Origin of the sequence: Citrobacter sp. Igbk 17, from assembly GCF_028069775.1 — a bacterium.
Taxonomy (GTDB): domain Bacteria; phylum Pseudomonadota; class Gammaproteobacteria; order Enterobacterales; family Enterobacteriaceae; genus Citrobacter.
Genome location: NZ_JANEWI010000021.1, coordinates 67,359 through 85,286, shown reverse-complemented (window position 1 = coordinate 85,286; position 17,928 = coordinate 67,359). Strand labels below are relative to the sequence as shown.

The window sequence follows — 17,928 nt, the reverse complement described above, 5'->3', positions numbered from 1 at the left end:
ATAATAATATATATTACGAGCGAGACACAGGCACCACATTAAATTCCTTGGATTTATTATTAAAAAAACGGAAGGGTTATTTCTATAAATCACGAGTGGGAGTCGCACTGCGGTCTGGGTGTTTGCCGCTTTTTCGTGATGATTTTTGTCATATTAGTTCAGAAGGTGAGTATTATGAAAATTCTCCAACCTATTTAATACTTCATCATACATATGCAGACAGTATTTTTACTGTCTTGAAGAAGGCTGGCGAAAGAGTACAGCGTCGGGATATTAAATCTACCAAATGGTCGATAGTTTCTTCCGATAAAGTTGGCAGGCAAACGCTGGATAAGATTGCCCGTTTGTTACCAGAAGAAGCCCGTCGTTTTCTAATACAGGGATGGCAGCCTGCACGACCTCGTATGTCAGGTGCAGCTCGATTTGGACAGGCTATACTGCTTAACCCTGCCAGTACACCGATAATTCATATGCCTGAAGTACTAAGAGGATGCTATGTCATCAGCAGTAAAGACGGAGAAGAATTAACTCATGGCTCGCTATCTCAGGGAGTTGAAGGATTATTCATTCCACCAGAGGAGCTGATGGAAATATCTGGTCAGGCATTTTGTCGCTACGAACTTACGTTAGCGCATTCAGATATCCCAGTAAATTTTGATGTACACGTGTTAGATCACGCGCCTTACGCCACTTATTGTAAAATTACAGAGCCACATGATTGGCTTATTGATGGACCATCGGGAGTATTAATGGCGTTAGGGGATACGGCAGTGCCCCCCCCACTGAAACGCGAAGAAATAACACCATTGAGTGGTGCTCAGATGTTATGGCAGTATGAAAATTGCCTTCCTGAAACTTGCCAATATACCGAGTTACATAATATACCCGCAGCATTTGACTGGCTCGCTGAGGCGCTGGCATTGCGTTTTCAACGTCGTAGCACATTGCCTTTTGGTGAATTAAAACAACATATTGACCCCGTATCACAGGTAACGAGGATACCCGAGTGGCAATTGCGTCGCATGCTCTTTGCTGCTGGCTGGCTTTGTGTAGTACAACGACGTCATGCGCCATATTCGTTAGTCTCATTGGCTGAAAGAACCATTTCCGTTGATGTCACTGAGCAGGGAATTGTTGCCCGAATTCTGGGGATGTTTACAAGAAGTGAACGTAATCTTCTCCAAGAAGCACTTAATAACGGTGAGCGAATAGGGCGTCGGTTGGTTGAGGATAAAGGTTGTTCAATGGGTTGTATTGAATTGCATCTATCAGCCAGAGAGCGTATTCATGCTTTCATTGAACAGTTTGGGTTACGTTTGGTTAGTCACGACGATTTCCCCGTAAATGCTTTGAGCGGAGTATTGCTACCGCTGTCTCAAATGCAGTTTATCCCGGCTTTACCCCCGGAACTCCATGTGTCGCTATGGCAAGCTGAAAAATACCAATGGTCAGAAGAACAACGGCTTACTCAAACGGCTAATAATCTATTGATACGGTGTCAGGAAAAGCAGCGTTACCGTTATTTTATTCGGCAGAACACCGGATACTGGCAAACTGATAGCTTCTCTTGGGCATTAATGGCTCAGATGATATGTTCAGGAGAAACGGTTGGCGTGCAAAAAGGCGATACTGACTGGTGCTGGTCAAAGAAAATCTTTGCGTTACCTCCCTCCGTTTTACAGTGGTGGATCCATGTTGCCCATGGATGCTTGTCTATAACGGATAATGGTGGTTACTTATTTACAGGGGGGAAATTTCCACTCTGGGACAATGTAATGGTTTCCCCTTCGTGCCAACGCGCGTTGGCACGACGGAACAGAGCGCTGACAACACGCAAGCTGCGTAGAACCTTACAGTAATTTTACAGAATCAGGTGGTAAGGAGAACGTTTAACATGGCTAAAAAGAAAAGTATTATCAGCGACCGGCTGGGCCAAATGTACAGCTTCGGTACAGAATCTCATGAATTGATCAGATGCTTGCAAGAGTGCAAGCAAAGGCTCACCAGAAATGGCGCTAAAGCAGATAATTTACCGAAAGGACCAGAGAAAAGGTTACATTTTCTCCGTACGTTACCACCTAAGGCCAAACTTGTTGTGTCTGATTGGCTTCGTGAAAATTTAACGTTTTCTGAACAAAATGACCCACAAAATGTTCTCAGAGATCTGTTAGAAGCAGAAAGTAATGCGGAAGATATTGAACTCTGTAAACCGTTATGGCGCACTATTCTGGGATTCTATATTTCTTCTGACTGCCCTGAAATTATAACGAAATTCCTGAATGGTGAAGAAATAGATTTACCCCAACATGGTGTTTCTGACTCTTCGACAATTAATTTCATGGATGAAGACATTGAACATTGTGCCTTAATTAGTCAGTGTAAAGAAATTCCTAAGCCAGAGCGCACTATACCGCTGTTTGTTGGGGGATTGGTTGATGCACTCAGGGGAACGCGAACAGCCGATAATCGATGGCGGACAAAGCTATCAGAACATTCTTTACCGATGGCGCGAAAATTGGGGGAGCTTATCGATCAGTTTGAAGCCAGTTACGGCCTTAAAACAATAGATGGTACCAGTGTAATACAGGCTCCTCCCGTTGTTTCCAAAGAAATCGACAGTTCGATGGACGAAGTTTTGTTCATTGGAAAAGTGTTAGCGTTAACCGCATCCGGCGCTTTTTTTGTTACGCCGATTAGTCTGTTAATTAATGGCAACCTACGAGACCTCCCGGAGGAACTGGTAAAAGATCTTTTCCCCCATGGAGGTGAAGCCATTGGTTTTGAAAGCTATTTCAGCAAAAAATTTACTCGGGGTGAAATAGCAATATGGAAAGCCCGATATCAGCCGTCTGATAAACCCGCGCAGTATGTTATTACTGACTACCTGTCGCGCGTTTATCCTGTCGTTGCGCTGCCTCATGCCTCTGATGAGCCTGATGCTGTCAGAGAGTGGTTACTGACCCGCTACCAGCCGCAAAACGATACGGCGGTCATTTTTCACCTAAGTGATGGCGTATCCCTAAGATTACCGGGTGACTTGTCTGATCCTAAAAAATATGACTTTGATATGCCGCTAGAGAGTTATCGTCAGGTTCCTCAGACACTACTTGGTTCTCATGCCCTCAGGGTGATCACTGAACTCCCTCAGGTGAGTAAAAAATATGATTGCGCTGAAGCCAGCACGTGGATCAAACGTCTGCTTAAGCGCACTGATTCAGCAAAAGATTTCCCTCAGTTCAGTAAAGGACAGCTACAAAATTTAACCCATTTTATTGCTGAACATGAGTCTGATAATGAGGCATCCTATCTTCGTGCAGTATCTCGCCTGGAACAGATAGCAGATACAAGATCCTTTCTTAACGATACGACTCAACAGTTATTGGCTTTACCTGAGGTTGAAGCGCAAATTAATATTGAGAAACAAGAAATACTGACTCGTTACGAAGAAGAACAGTACCAGATTAAACAATCAATAAAGGTATTATCTGAAAAGAAAATACAGCTTGAAAATGAAATCGACGACCAGAAGAAAAAACTGAAAAAAGAGACCGATCGTATTAATAAAGCGCTACGTCAGCAAGAAAATGAACTGGAACAACGGATTAAAAAGACCTTCGAAGCTGCATCTCAAGCGGGAATTGAAACGCTGGCCCAGACAGCGTTACTGCGGGCGATAATTAAAAATGAAACAGTGCAGGAACAACCTGCCCAACGACAAATAGCACCAGAATCTGTAGCCGAATCAGTAAATTCTAATTTTCCATTAGCAGAGGCGAATGCCCTGACTCGCAAACATCAACTATCATCGGCTATCGAAAAACAGGTTCTGGCGACGGGACTAAGTGAATCTTTATTATCCAGCCTGATTGCCGCTACGAGTGTTACACCCGCAGTCGGATTGATGGGAAAACAGACGAAAGAGACTATCGCCTCACTAGCGAACCTCTTAGCCGGGAATGTTTGGGGAGAAGTATCGGTACATAGCGATCATTTTAGCTTCAGTGATTTAATGAACTCCCCCACATTGATCCGTTTATCCGGCGATACTAATACCATGACGCTAGGCGATTTTTTGACCCATCAACAAGAGGCAGGGCTGGCGAGCATCGTTGAATTGCGTGGTTTTAACCGCACTCCTCCAGAAACGCTGCTCCCTGAACTCCAAGAGTGCTTATTCAGAACTCGCCATCCTGCCGCATGCAGTTGGACGGATCGGCGGCAGGCTCTGCGACATTTGCCCATCCGACACCCGATACTTTTTTTACTCACATTCACCACCGGGAAAAGCACGTTTCCATTACAGGCTCCTCTTGCTTACCAGTTACCCCTGTTTCTTGCAGAAAATATATGGTCGGATGAACGGCCATTTGAGCAAAATACTGACATCACGCCTTCTCGTATTACCCTTGAACTATGGCAGACAATCTATGTGGACAACCGCCAGCCAGAGTACCAAGCTTGTGCGCCAAGGGAAGTGCTAGAAGCAGCGCTACTCTCTTTACTTCCTGATGAACAAGCACAAGCTGTTGCCCGTCTGGCTTATAGCCTAGGCCGTAGTACGGCACAAGATATTGCGACCACGATTGATGCTCTTGCCCCGGAGTTCGGGCCATATGTTCAGGAAATGACTACCGGTGAATCTGCAAGCGTACTTGAGACCCTTTTCCAGTTATAAGCAAAGGATTAATAATGAATAACCCACTGGAAACATTTGAATCAATAAGAGATTTTTATATTTCGTACCTTGAAACGGCCTTCCGTATTGGTTCATCAGACATACAGACTGAACGGCGAGCGTTACTGGAACAGCAAGGGACATTATGTGCCGATCTATTTCTTGAGCCGATGTCCCGATATCAGAACTATGGCTTAACTATCAGTGAATTACGAAATGATGCTCATGGTCAGACATGGTTGCCAGGGTTTAATGCGCAACAAAGGGCGGCATTCATCGACCTCTGTTTAGGTGGACTTCTGCCCCGCAATAAAACGGATTCAACTAAGGGACGTTTTAATCTTTATACCCATCAACTGGACATGCTGAAAAGAGGGGTACAGCCAGGGAAACCGGGCATTGTCACCTCCGGGACCGGTTCCGGTAAAACCGAATCATTTTTACTGCCGGTTCTGGCACAGATCGCAAAAGAAGCTACCGGCTGGCCGCAAAGCCCGGCGTTGAAGCGCTGGCAACCGTGGTGGCATAAGGTAGCGGATAAACAGCCCAGCTTCATGCGCGAGCATGAAGCCGCTGCTCGTCCGAAAGCGGTACGCGCGCTGATCCTCTACCCGATGAATGCCTTGGTAGAAGATCAACTGGTACGTATGCGACGGGCGCTGGATTCCAGCGAAGCTCATGATGTCATGGATACGCATTTCGGCGGCAACCGGATCTTCTTTGGCCGTTATACCAGCGCAACTAAAGTAACTGGCTGGCTTAAACATCCCCGACTCAGTGAAGAAAAAAATGAGAAAAAGCGCGTGGCTAAAAAAATCACTGAGCTGCGTGAATATATGCAATTAACGGAAGAGACCCATCAGGAGGCGGTACGACAAGCGCAGCAGGACAAGGATAACGAATTATCGTTTAATTTCCCCCGAACCGCTGGCGGAGAGGTTCTCAGCCGCTGGGAAATGCAAAAGACACCGCCCGATATTCTGATCACCAACACCAGCATGCTCTCAACGATGCTGGTTCGCGAGGTGGACGATCCTATTTTTGAGCAAACCCGACAGTGGATTGAGCGCGATCCTGATGCCTATTTTTATCTTATTCTTGACGAGCTTCATCTACAGCGAGGAACCGCGGGTACTGAAGTCAGCTACTTGCTTAAACATTTGATCAACCGTCTGGGGCTGGATCAGGAAAAACACCGACACAAATTGCGTATTCTGGCCTCCAGCGCCTCTTTACCCGTTGAAGGGTCTGAAGGTGACCAAAGCGTCGAATATTTATGGGGAATGTTCGGTCAGCGGGGATTACCCGCCGGTGCCTCTTCCAGCGACTGGAGAGAATGTATTATTAAAGGTGACACCCTTCCCCCGGGCAATATGTCTCTTTTCCAGGGGGATCTGGAGGCGTTTTATCACGCAGTGCTTCAGTTACAGCAAGCACCACTTACCTCATTACAACACTGGCAGAATGTCGCCCGCAGCATGGGAATGATAGTCAGTGAAGCCTCTACAGAACAACTAGCGCAACGTGTCGTTTTACAGGCGGGCAACCTGCTTGAAAGTGGCTGCTATACGGACGATCATTCTCCGAGAGCTACGTCAATCAAAATGCTTAGTTCACGCCTTTTTAACGCCCAACCCCATAGTGACAAAGCGCTCCAGGCATTAATCTGGTTACGTTCGACTGAGGGAGACTGGCCGCAATGGTTTTCACATGCCTTTCCTGATGATATCGGTGCGCCACGTTTCCGCGCTCATGCTTTTTTGCGCGCTCTTGAGGGGTTATATGTCGCGCCATTGCCCGTCCCTAGCGCTGCATCTGCGCAAGAAATTAATCACAGATATTTTGGCGATCTTACCGTGGAGTCCGGCTTACGTTACGGCAAAGATAAAAAATCGCGGCGTGTCGAATTACTCTATTGTGAATGTTGCGGTAATCTCTTTTGGGGGGGTAAACCTTCGGTCTTTTCCGGTTCAGAAAGTCGAATTGAACTTTTACCCAACGACCCTGATACGGAACAACTGCCCGAACACGCAAAATCAGTCATGGTAGAACGCCGATCTGCTGAAGAATACGCGCTATTTATGCCCGTTGTCGAACGTTTCTGGCCGAAAGGAAATGAGGAGCTAAACAGCGATAATGACAATACTTTTGGTACTTGGGTAAAAGCCAGCTACGATCCATTTACCGCCACTATTCAACACCCAGTATCGCTCTTAAAACCGCTACCGGAAAACCATATAGCGGGCTGGTTCTATTACGTTAAACCGGGTGAATTTGCCTCCTCGGAAAGAGGCCAGTCATCCAGCCAGTCACCGGGAACGGCGCTACCTTTTCAGTGTCCGGCGTGCGGTACGTCCTATAAATACGGCAAAGGTAAGCTCTCCCCAATCCGTAGTTTTCGCGTCGGTTTTTCGAAAACGACACAACTACTGGCCAGCTCGCTTATGGCGGAACTACAGCGATCGGGTAACCGTGAGCAACTGGTAACGTTTTCAGACAGTCGTCAAGATGCCGCAAGGGCGGCGCTCGATCTGGAATCGGGTCACCATGACGACGTCAGACGAGAAATTGTTGTCCATTCGCTACAGACTATTGCGGCTGATAAACCGTCCCATAACCAACTAAAAATACGCCAGGCAGAGATAGAGAACCGGAACAAAACACTCGTTAACCTCAGCGTAAGGTCGGATGAGGAAGAGGATGAATTGGATCAACTTGCTGATGAACGAAAGAAAATCAGAGGGTTATTATCAAAGCCTGAATCTGACAGCATACCTCTGCGTGAAATCCTCGAACCTGAATCACCGGATGCAGGTCAACCACTTGGCCCGCTATTAAGTGCGCAGGTAGATGCAGGTATTCACCCTTCCGATCGTACTGGCATCGCGCCTGTTCCCGATCCAGAAAAACATGAAGAAGGCACGCTGACCTTTGCATGGCAACAACTCTTTGAAAAGAACGCGCAGGGGGAGTGGTGCTGGAAGGCGCTTCCATCCTATGAAGACAACCTGCTTGTTGCACGACAGGAGATTTCACGCGATCTGAAACGGCTGGTGGGGGAAAGCGTATTCAGTAAAACCTACTTCGCGCTGGAAGAGTCCGGTTGGGGTTATCCCTGCCTTCCCATTACCGGAAACGACTCACGGGAACATCTCGCGATTTATGACGCAATGTTTCGTGTGTTGGCGGACGCATACCGGGTTACCCCTTCACAATATACAAAGCCAGAAACTCCATGGAGTTCAGCGCGCGATGTCAATCGTAGAAACCGCCTGTACCGTTTTACACAGGAGATATGCCAGTGTTCAGGAGGCGAGCCTTTATCTTTAATTGATAGTTTTCTCCGGCGACTAGAGCTGGCGGGTCATCAGGGCGGTATTATTGATATTGGTAAAATGCACTTTCGCCTGGCGGAACCTACAGATCGCGTCTGGCGCTGCTCCCGCTGTGGGCGTATACACATGCACACCGGCGCGGGAATCTGTACTCGCTGCTACTCTCCTTTACCAGAAACGCCGTGCAGTGAGGCAAAAACGCTCCAGATGCAACACTATCTCGGCAAACGTCTCTCACATTCTTCTGGTATTCACAGGATGCGCTCAGAGGAACTGACTGGAATGACCGAAAATCCGGCGGCAAGGCTACGCCGGTTTAAAGGTATTTTGATTGCCGACGACGATGATATTTTACCAGAAGGAATGAAAAATTTTGAGCCCGATCGAGATCTTGACCGGGCAGCTCGGGTGGTTGATGTGCTTTCCGTAACCACAACCATGGAAGTGGGCGTGGATATCGGTGATTTACGTGCGGTCTTTCAGGCCAACATGCCGCCACAGCGCTTTAATTATCAACAACGTGTCGGACGTGCCGGACGACGTGGACAAGCGTTTTCATTCGTATTAACCGCGTGTCGCAGTAAGAGTCACGATCTGTTTTACTTCCGCTATCCGGAAAAAATTACAGGTGACCTCCCTCCGCCACCGTTTCTGACTACAAAGCTGGAAATGATCTGCCAGAGACTGGTACGAAAAATCTGGCTGGTGTCGGCATTCAAATGGTTAAGACAGCAAACGGAAAAAGCCGATCACCCATGGCCGGTTGACGACTACGCACACGTCCCTGATAACCATGGTGAGTTTTTCCCGGTGCACTGGCTGAAAGAAAACCAAACGGACTGGCTGCCAAAAATCCGGCAGGCCATCGAAGCAACCATCCTGGCGCGCGATAAATTTGCCCAGACTAGCACACAGCAAAACCCCCATTTGTTCCAGAAAATTATTCAGCCTTTGACGCCGGAACAGCTGATTCAGGATATCAACGCCGTACTGAACGACAGCGCGATGGAGGCGAAAGGACTGGCTGAAGCGTTGGCGGAACACGGTAAATTCCCAATGTATGGCATGCCGACCCGATCACGCCTTTTGCTGACAAGGCCTGTAAGCACAGGTGGAAAAGAAATCGAATTCGCCAGCATGGATCGCGATCTGGATATTGCGATACAGGAATTTGCCCCCGGAAAAATTCTGGTTCAGGATAAACGACGCTACTTTACAGCAGGTTATAGTGGACTGCTTAAACAGAGCAGAAAAAATCCACGATCATTTTATTCAAATGCCTGCGAACCGGGTGAAATCAGAACAATGACCGCCTGTCCGGTGTGCAACATTTGGGCTCCGGCAAACTCTCTGGCTACCGAATGTACTATCTGCGGTGCCGTTATGGATAAGGCTGAGCGCTATCAATGCTATGTTCCTTATGGATTTATCACCACGCTGGAACCAAAATCGGCCAAGGAGGATTTTGATCAGATCCTGACCACGGCCAGTCGCGTATCAATTGCAGAAGCCTACGCTTTTTCTGCAACGCCTGAGCCTGACGTTAATGTGGCGATACAGCTTCAGCCACAGACATGTCTGCACCGCCTGAATCGGGGAATTTATACCGATAAAACATGGCGTGGTTTCAGCGCAACACAGGGGAGCCTATCGGTCCCTTTCAGAAAGCAGGGGACCTACCAGCCGCTTTGGGCGAACCGGGTTTGGATGGATAGTCAAATAATTGAGGCCGACCTGTTAGTTAAAAACCGCTTTACCGATCGGGGAGATACCCGAAACACATTTTATCTTGCCGCGCCTAAAGTGACTGATCTACTTGCGCTGATGGTTGCCCAAACCCCGCCGGGTCTCCGGCTACAGTATTCTACTCTAACTCCGGCATTCAGAGCTGCTGCGCTCTCGGCGTCTTCTATCATTGTGAACTATGCATCAAAAGAGCTATTGGATATTGATCCTGAAGAAATCGAAATTCTGGAACCCCGTGTTCAAATGCTGAAAAACGGTAAGTCGGTACCGGTTCTGCAAATGGCCGATCGTCTGGTTAATGGTTCAGGGTTATGTGAACGGCTACAGCAGAAGGGCGCATCCGGTTCTTTCATTATCCTTGAGGCCATGAAGAATATTTTAAATAACAAAACGGCCTACCCGCTGGCTGAGTTCCTGCAACCCGATCATCGCGAACGCTGCTTTCAGGGGTGTTATCACTGCCTGCACCGGTACGGAAACCAGCCGTATCACGGATTGCTGGACTGGCGTCTGGGACTGGATGTTATTCAACTTCTTCTGGATCAAACCTATAACGCCGGGCTGAACGGTGATTTTACCTCTCCGGGCGTAGCTGACTGGTCAGAGAATGCCCTACGATTAGCCAAGGAGGCCGCTTCGCTATACAGCGACAGTGCCGCAGAAATGATGGGGAATATACCCGTGATTCGCACCGGGGCCGGGCGTTGGGCTGCCGTACTACATCCATTCTGGGATCCCGATGCTGCATTTGCTGCAAACCCGGAACTTGAGGCATTTTCATATGAGGTGGACCTAGACGCGACGAATACTTTTGCATTATCCCGCCGCATGGGGACTGAAATGGCAAAATTACGGACTCAGGCGTCCTCATCTCAGGAGTGATAAAGCAATGAATGAAATGACGCTATCGCGTACTCGTCCGGTGCTTCCTTCTCTGTTGGGGAGCTTCGTCATTTGCCCGGCGAAATACCTGCTGGAAAGTGAAGCTCATTCTTACGCACGTTTACCGCTGCATCCGGGAGTGATTCTAGGGCAGGTAATACATCAACGCGTCAATTCAGTGACACACCGGGGGGGCGCTTTCGGGAATTATACTCTCAGGCAACTGGAAAATGATTTTACGACTGCGCTGACAGCCAATCGACGCGCTGGGCCGGTAGCAAAGTGGATATATGACCGTCACGGCGTTGCCGGGCTGGTGTCGCGCCAAATGCTTGTTACCCAGATCCGTTACGTCAGATCGCTTCTGCCGCCTGTTTTCATAAAAGGGGTTCCCGCATACGAAAAAACATTACCCGTTGGCCGGGAGGTTATGCTGACTAGCAGTGATTTCGATATGCATGGGCGGGCCGACCTCATATATCATGAGCGACCCGATCGGTTAAACATAGTTGATTTGAAAACCGGAAAGGTAACAGACGAACAAAACCAGCCGAAAGAAGCTAACCTGTTACAGGTTGCGGCCTATGGCATAATGGTAAAAGAGCGAGCACCTGATATGAACATTGGGTTAGTTCTGACGGGGAGCCGTGATAGTTGGGAAGGGACACTGAATACTGACCTGATTGAACGGGTCACTACGATTATCAAAAATATTAATCGACTTTTGCCACGGAATATCCCACTTTCAGTATATGAGTTGGCTTGTCCAGGCACGTACTGCTCCCATTGTTCCTGCCGTTGCTCGTGCCCGGCCTGGACAGAAAAGCTACGCAAGCAGATGCAACCGTCTCTTTCTGATCATCAGCATGGCGGAATCGATATCAGTGGAAAATTACTTGATGCAGAAAGTGACGATCATCTTCTTACGCTGAAGATCCTGCTACCCGATAATTCAGTTGTTAAGGTCTTTCGTGTGCCTTCCAGCACCATCCCAGATCCAACGGAAATAACAGGAAAACAAATTGCATTGTATGGATTAAACACCTTCAGTGAGGCACCAACAGAGTATTTTCCCCGCAACTTCTACGTCATCAATATGCAGGATACAAGAAGATCGGCGTTTCAGTTTCACTGGCAGAGTGAAGGAGAGAATTAGACTTGGGGAAAACGCTTACCTTAAACAACGCTCGATGATCTTACCCGGCTGGGAAGATGATTTCGAGCGCATTTATTAGTGGGAATGGATGGCAATTTTTATTGCCGCTTCCACCTCACTGCACCCTGTCTCCCGCATAATCCGCATCCTCTCTGCCTTCTCATGCTTCTCGGTCATCGCCAGCGCCAGATACAGCGCGGGCGGCACCACCCGAAACAGCGCCTCAACCCGAGGTGACAGCACCACGCCCTCGGTATACTGCCCCGGCGACTTCACCGCCGAACGCAGCAGTTGCCGTTGTTCTTCGGTCAGCGCCTTAAAGCGACATACCTGATCGATCTCTTCTGGCGGCATCACTAGCAGTTCCCACCACTCAATCATATTTATCAGTTTCTTCGCCTCATCGGGAAAATCCGCCAGGTTCTGGGTCGCCAGCCACAGCCAGATGCCGAGCTTGCGCCACATCTTCGAGCCCTTCGTCAGAAACCGCGCCAGCAGCGGATTGACGGTAATGATATGCGCCTCGTCGGTAATATTGACGATAGGCCGTGCCAGATGCTGGTCGCGCTCGCCGATGTTGTTGATATGGTTAATCAGCGAGATATAGCTGATAGCAAGCTGCGTTTCATAGCCTTCGCGGGCAAAGGTGGCGAGATCCACCAGGGTGATGTCCGCCTCCGGCCACATCTGGCCCTCGCGGTTAAACAGTTCACCTTCAAACCCGGCGCAGAACAGATTGATGGATTCCGCCATCTCGTAGGCTCGCTGTCGGCGGGCTTCCGGCAGGCTGCTGTCGCGGGAAAGACCAAACAATGCGTCACGGATATCCTGGGTCAGCGTCTGGCGTTTTTCCTCATAACAGGTGAGCGCGGCGGCGATAATCGCCTGGCGGATCATCGCCCTGTCTGGCCGGGTGAGGCGCGCATCTTCTTTCGCTTCGCCGCCGGTGATCATCAGCCGGGCGGTGATCTCCATTTCGCCCAGTACGTCGCGCTGGCCGTCACCCTCGCTCTCTTCGTCCTCCGGCGGTTCGGCATCTGTAACCGCCTGTTCCACCAGTCGCCACGCATCGGCGAATAGGGGCAGGGTGACGCCGGAACCGGGGCGCAGGCTGATTTTATTCACCGTCAGGCCATGGGCTGCGGCGTAGTCCGCCATCAGGCCAAATGAGTTTCCGGCCTCAATGATAAACAGGCGCGGACGGTGCAGCGCCATCAGTTGCGCGATTTTGGCGTTGAGAGTGGCGGACTTGCCCGCCCCGGTCGGGCCGAGTAGCAGCAGGTGGCCATTCTGGGCACGATCCAGCTTATTCAGTGGATCGAAGCACAGCGGCGCGCCGCCGCGGTTGAAGTAGCAAATTCCCGGATGCCCGGTGCCGGTTTCCCGTCCGTACACTGGCAGCAGCCCGGCGATATGCTGGACGAAGTTCAGCCGGGTATACAGCCCGCGCGGATCGCGCAGGGGATCGAAGCACATCGGCAGCCAGCGCAGCCAGTGGCTGAGCGGCGCGACTTCGTGTTGCTCCTGCACCGGAACCAGTCCGGCGTTGAGTAACAGGCTGTGCAACTGGCGTTGCTGGCGAAACAGGGTATCGGTGTCGGGCGCATGCAGGTAGAACGCCAGCGTGCTGCGGTAGAGCTTATGGCCGTCTTTCAGATAGCTGCGCACCTCGTGGCAGTCGCGGCGGGTGTATTCGGAATCGGTATTGTCGCCAATCGCCCGTCCGGAGAGATGGCTGATGTGCTGCTCCAGTTTGTCCTGCGGATATACCATCACAGTCAGGTTCATAATGGTGCCTGCGGGCAGCAGGTCGAACAGGGCGTTGATGCCGTTGCCGTGCGAGGTTTCCCCGGTCAGCAGGCCGGGCGGCGGCGCTTTACGCAGGCGGTCAACGACCACCACTTTATGCGGGCGGTTATCCAGCCACCAGACGCCGTTCTCCGCATCTGAGCGCGGCTCGCTTGTCAGCAGTCGTTCGGCGAAATCGGTGATGACGGGCAGGGATTCTGCTTCCGGTAAATCCAGTTGTCGCCAGAAGGCTTTTTTATCTTCAACGGGCGGCGCGGGATTAAACCAGCGTACCAGCCAGCGGTGGATGGCCTGTTCATTCTGGCGGACAGCGCTGATACTCGCCGCTTTCAGCCCGGCGGTGAGCCGTTCGCAGATGTGGTTCAGCGTCTCTTCCGGGGACGGTTCGTCCGGCGAGAGGCCGGGCAGCCAGCGGTAAACCACCATCCGCGTGCGCCGCCACGTCGCCCGCCAGCGGGTGCGGGTGACGGTGTTATCCAGAAACAGCCCCTCTTCACGGGTGAGCGCGGCCATATGGTTTGCCATCTGCGTGAGCCATTCGCGGGTAAAGGCGAAGTCGCGGATCTCCGGCGCGGCGTAAGCGGCAAGTGATGCCAGCCACGCCTTGCTGTCGTCCTCGTCCTGGCAGAAAAACTGCACCACCCACGGCGCGCGTTCGTGCTCGTCAAAGGCATCCTGCAATGCGTCGGTGACGGTATCGCGCACCTGTTCCAGAAAGGCGTCAGAACGGCCCTCCGTTCCGACAGGGTTCAGTTCAAAAACGGCACCTACCGAGCGGCCATCCTCCAGCAGCAGCGTCTGCGACTCCGGCAAAAATTCCACCCATGGCAGCCAGTCGACAAAGGACGGGCCCTTGCGGTAGCTGGCATTCAGCGCCTGTCCGGTCAGGCCGCGCCGTTCATTCATGGCGGCGTCAGGCGTTCGCCCGGCAGCGCATACTGCGGACGGGTATAGAAAGGGAAGAGGGTGCTGTAACCAGGCACCGGCGTGTTGCCATTGAGGTGCGGGAAAACGTACAACACAATATCCGGATTGGGCAGTCGCGGAAACTGGCTACGGATGGTATCCGCTTCGGGTTGCGACACCGGACCATCCGGCGGGCGGCGCAACCGGGCGCGGGCATCCAGCAGAGCTGCGCTGCGGCCGCTTTGCTGTTGCCACAGGGTGAGCATATTGGCGTCAGGATCGACCGGCATCAGCTCTTCCTGTGAGGTGCTGCATCCGGCTAGTAAAAACAGAAGTATGAACAGGGTGCGTATCATTCCAGACCTCCCGGCGTGATGGCCTGCTGGTATTTCACCTGACGGCCTTCCGGCTCGTAGTCGATAGCCAGCGCTTCGGTGAGATGCACCGCCACCTTGTGGCCCGGCGGCACGTACACGGCGTCGAACATCTGGCCGTAGTGCTGTTTCATCCAGTCGGCGGTTTCCTTCAGCCCACCGCCGATGGCCTGGCCGAGAACGTACTGGCCGTTGTTGCCTGTTACCGCGCTGGTGATGCTGCCGTCCTCCACCACGGTGGTGCTTTCGCCATTGGCGAAGGCCTGTGCCGCCGTGCCGGAACCCGCCAGCAGGAACTGCGAGGTCAGGTACTCCTTCGCGTTGCTTTTGCGCTCGCCGGGAATACACGGCAGCCCCTGGTTATCTGAGAGCCAGCCGATCTCCTGCTGTTTATTGCTGGATTTGCCGCCCTGTGGGACGGTGCGGATGGTGCCGTCGTGGAACACAAAGGTCATGGAGGTGATTTGCCCGCGTACACAGGAGAGCGTCCAGTCGCCGGAAGCGATGCCGGAGACCACCGCGCCCGCCACGTCCGGCAGCTCAACGCCATTGGCGGTGAGGTTGTCCTCGCCAATCAGCAGCTTAAACGGGTAGGGATCGCTGACGGTGCCGTTGAGCGGTACGCGGCCAATCAGCGCCGTCATCGCGACCGATCCGGTCAGTGTGGCGTTCTGCGGCAGGGTATAGATCTTTACGTCAGGTTTCATCGGCGATTTGTCCGCCGCTTTCAGGGGGACACGCAGCAGCTTTTCATCTACAGGAGGGGGCGCATCCAGCGGCTCCAGCCAGCGGATATCCGGCTGTACGTCGGCGGGCAGTTCGCCGGGCGTCAGCCCCAGACCGGGCGGGATATCATCCGGGCGTTTCGCCATCAGACGGTCGAGTTTATCCAGCAACCCACGCTGGCTTTTCAGCAACTCATCGCGCATCTGATCCTGCTGTCTGCGCATATCGCCGCGTAACTCCGATACCTGCGTCGCCTGCTGGGCTTTCAGTCGCTTTTCGCGCGCCTGCTGGCTTTCATTATCGCTCTGGATTGACTGGAGTTCGCGGCGGTACTGCTTCATCTGGCCGACCAGCGTGGCGACGGTATCGGCAGGCGTGTCGCCATCGATGCCCAGATCGCGCAGTTCCTGCGGCGTTAAGGCTGCCACGGTGCGGGACGGGGATTTCTCAGTGGTGTTTTTGCTGGCCGGGCGCAGCAGTAACCAGACAGTGAGAAAGACAACCACGGGCAGCAGGATTTTCAGCAGGAGGCTCTGGCGCGGCATCATGGTTTCGCCTCCGGCAGCAGGGCGCGGGAAACCGGGCCTTCCGTCACCAGGTACACCACGGTGGTATCTTCTGCCAGACCACGCGGGCCGAGCCAGTCATGCTGGAACGTGGCGGCGGTGAACTGCCCCTGAAGTTCGCGCGGATCGAGCGTGATGCGCTGTCCGCTCTGGTTTTGCAGGCGGATGGCGGTGACGGTGGTGGCGTTGACCTGCCATGACGCCAGCGGGGTGGCGGTAACAGGTTGCTCAAGCAGTAAGGTGGTGATGCGTTTCGCCAGTCGGACGGGGGCAGGCGTGACGCCGGGCAGGGCTTCGACGGTACGCAGCGGCGCATACAGGCTCTGCGCGGCATAGCGCACCAGCAGGACGGGCAGGGGCTCGGTTGATGCTGTTATTGGAACGGATGCTTTGGCTGTGGCAGGCGTTTGTGGCGCATAGCTAATTTGCACGGGTTCAAGTGTCGAAGTGCCTTGGGTGGCATGAATATCCAGCAGGATCAGCTCACCGTTGCCGGTATCACGTAACTGGATGCGGGTGGCCGGGAACGCCGTGTTCGCCAGCAGGAAGACCTTGTCGCCTGCGCTTTGCAGACGCACTTTGCCTTCCAGCGTGGCGGGATAGCCGATGCGCACCGGTTTACCCACGTCGACAATTCGCTCCTGCCCGACATGCAGCGTGACGGGCAGCGGGATGTTTTCCCACTGCACCACTTCCGTGGCGAAGGCGGGGAAACTGAACAATAAAGTAAAGAGGACTGGCTTCATGGTTTCTCCTCCGCCACCAGACGCTGCGGCGCGGCATCGGTACAGTCGATCGCCAGTCCCCACGGATTTTTCTCCGCATCAATGGCGTAACGCACCACCTGCAACGGGTAGCGCACCAGCGCTTTTTTCACCGGCTCGTTCTGGTAATACTCCTCAACCGCTACATCAAGTGTCACCCGCCAGGCATCCCGGCTTAAGGTCTCGACGCGGGGGAAGGGGCGTTTATCGCCGTCATGCACCAGGCTGCTGTAGCCGTGGCCGGGAAGCTCATACACGCCGCGTGTGCGTTCGCGCAGTTCACCGCCGTTGCGCCGCACCTGGAAATCGTGCTCCAGCCGGGTGTAACAGGCGGGCGTCAGGTAGGCGCGCAGCGAGCGGAGGTTGCGGGAATAGTCCTCCTCGCCGTTGTCCGGCCAGCGGTTCAGTTGCTGGAAAATATAAAAGGTGAAGGCGTAGACGCTGGCGGGAGGCACTTCCCACCACGGGCGGGTGCTGCCGCTGCGCAGGTCCGGCGGGAACCAGAGGGTGAGCTTTTGCGGCGCGCGGTACCAGCCGTAGCCGATGCACGCCAGACACAGACACAACAGAATAATCACCGCCCGCAGCGTCAGAATATGGTTATCGCGCTCGGCCAGCGCATGGCGAAAGCGGCTCATCGCGGACTCCTGCGCACTACCCATACGGCGCTGTGCTGGATCAGTTGCGTACCCCGAAGATGATGGCGTTCCTGCCAGGCAAAGATTGCCTGTGGTAGCCAGGTGTCTGGCTTACCGCGTTTGGCGCGCGCCAGAATGCGCCCACCGCCCTGAATCAACAACGCCGCGCCTGCCAGCGCCGAGCCGGGGATCAACGGCCAGTAACCGCTGAGCAGGGCCAGCAGAATGCCGGATATGCAACCGCCACCAAGACCGAGAGCCAGCGCCAGAAACAACTCGCTGGTGGTCAGACCGCGCCAGACCACAGGCTCGCGGTTGAGGCGGTCGGGGAGAAAGGGGATGCTCTCCATA

The 17,928-nt window shown here is 52.6% G+C and carries 10 protein-coding genes; 4 read left to right on the top strand and 6 right to left on the bottom strand.

Annotated features, from left to right (window positions below; all coding sequences use genetic code 11):
* The 4 genes from NNO08_RS13965 to NNO08_RS13950 form a co-directional block, all read left to right on the top strand.
* Window positions 1–1,859, top strand: a 1,859-nt coding sequence (locus NNO08_RS13965; protein WP_271456951.1) for a hypothetical protein, incomplete at its 5' end; no start/stop codon positions are given.
* A 35-nt stretch (window positions 1,860–1,894) separates the two neighbouring features.
* The gene (locus tag NNO08_RS13960) at window positions 1,895–4,675 is read left to right on the top strand and encodes a kinetochore protein (protein WP_271456950.1); all 2,781 of its coding nucleotides are present in this window, start codon (window positions 1,895–1,897) and stop codon (window positions 4,673–4,675) included.
* A gap of 14 nt (window positions 4,676–4,689) precedes the next feature.
* A complete protein-coding gene (locus NNO08_RS13955) occupies window positions 4,690–10,638 on the top strand; it encodes a DEAD/DEAH box helicase (RefSeq protein ID WP_271456949.1) in 5,949 nt (1,982 codons plus the stop codon).
* A 7-nt stretch (window positions 10,639–10,645) separates the two neighbouring features.
* On the top strand, window positions 10,646–11,794 hold the full coding sequence (locus tag NNO08_RS13950; RefSeq protein WP_271456948.1) for a PD-(D/E)XK nuclease family protein: 1,149 nt from the start codon (window positions 10,646–10,648) through the stop codon (window positions 11,792–11,794).
* A 75-nt stretch (window positions 11,795–11,869) separates the two neighbouring features.
* On the opposite strand, the gene NNO08_RS13945 is transcribed toward NNO08_RS13950, so the two are convergent.
* From NNO08_RS13945 to NNO08_RS13920, 6 genes are read right to left on the bottom strand one after another with little or no spacing between them, the layout of a single operon-like run.
* Entirely contained in the window at window positions 11,870–14,509 is a 2,640-nt protein-coding gene (locus NNO08_RS13945; protein ID WP_271456947.1) for a conjugative transfer ATPase, read from the bottom strand.
* Window positions 14,506–14,865: a TIGR03751 family conjugal transfer lipoprotein gene (locus NNO08_RS13940; RefSeq protein WP_271456946.1), complete on the bottom strand. Its 360-nt coding sequence runs from the start codon at window positions 14,863–14,865 to the stop codon at window positions 14,506–14,508. The genes NNO08_RS13945 and NNO08_RS13940 overlap by 4 nt, the downstream gene beginning before the upstream one ends.
* Window positions 14,862–16,157 carry a TIGR03752 family integrating conjugative element protein gene (locus NNO08_RS13935; protein WP_271456945.1) on the bottom strand — a complete coding sequence of 432 codons (1,296 nt, stop codon included), beginning with the start codon at window positions 16,155–16,157 and terminating at the stop codon, window positions 14,862–14,864. The genes NNO08_RS13940 and NNO08_RS13935 overlap by 4 nt, the downstream gene beginning before the upstream one ends.
* Window positions 16,154–16,921 (bottom strand): TIGR03749 family integrating conjugative element protein, encoded by a 768-nt coding sequence (locus tag NNO08_RS13930; RefSeq protein ID WP_271456944.1) that lies wholly within the window; start codon window positions 16,919–16,921, stop codon window positions 16,154–16,156. Before NNO08_RS13930 ends, NNO08_RS13935 begins: the two co-directional genes overlap by 4 nt.
* Window positions 16,918–17,577 carry a PFL_4703 family integrating conjugative element protein gene (locus tag NNO08_RS13925; protein ID WP_271456943.1) on the bottom strand — a complete coding sequence of 220 codons (660 nt, stop codon included), beginning with the start codon at window positions 17,575–17,577 and terminating at the stop codon, window positions 16,918–16,920. The genes NNO08_RS13930 and NNO08_RS13925 overlap by 4 nt, the downstream gene beginning before the upstream one ends.
* A complete protein-coding gene (locus NNO08_RS13920) occupies window positions 17,574–17,927 on the bottom strand; it encodes a TIGR03750 family conjugal transfer protein (RefSeq protein ID WP_271456942.1) in 354 nt (117 codons plus the stop codon). Before NNO08_RS13920 ends, NNO08_RS13925 begins: the two co-directional genes overlap by 4 nt.
* Window position 17,928 lies beyond the last annotated feature (1 nt).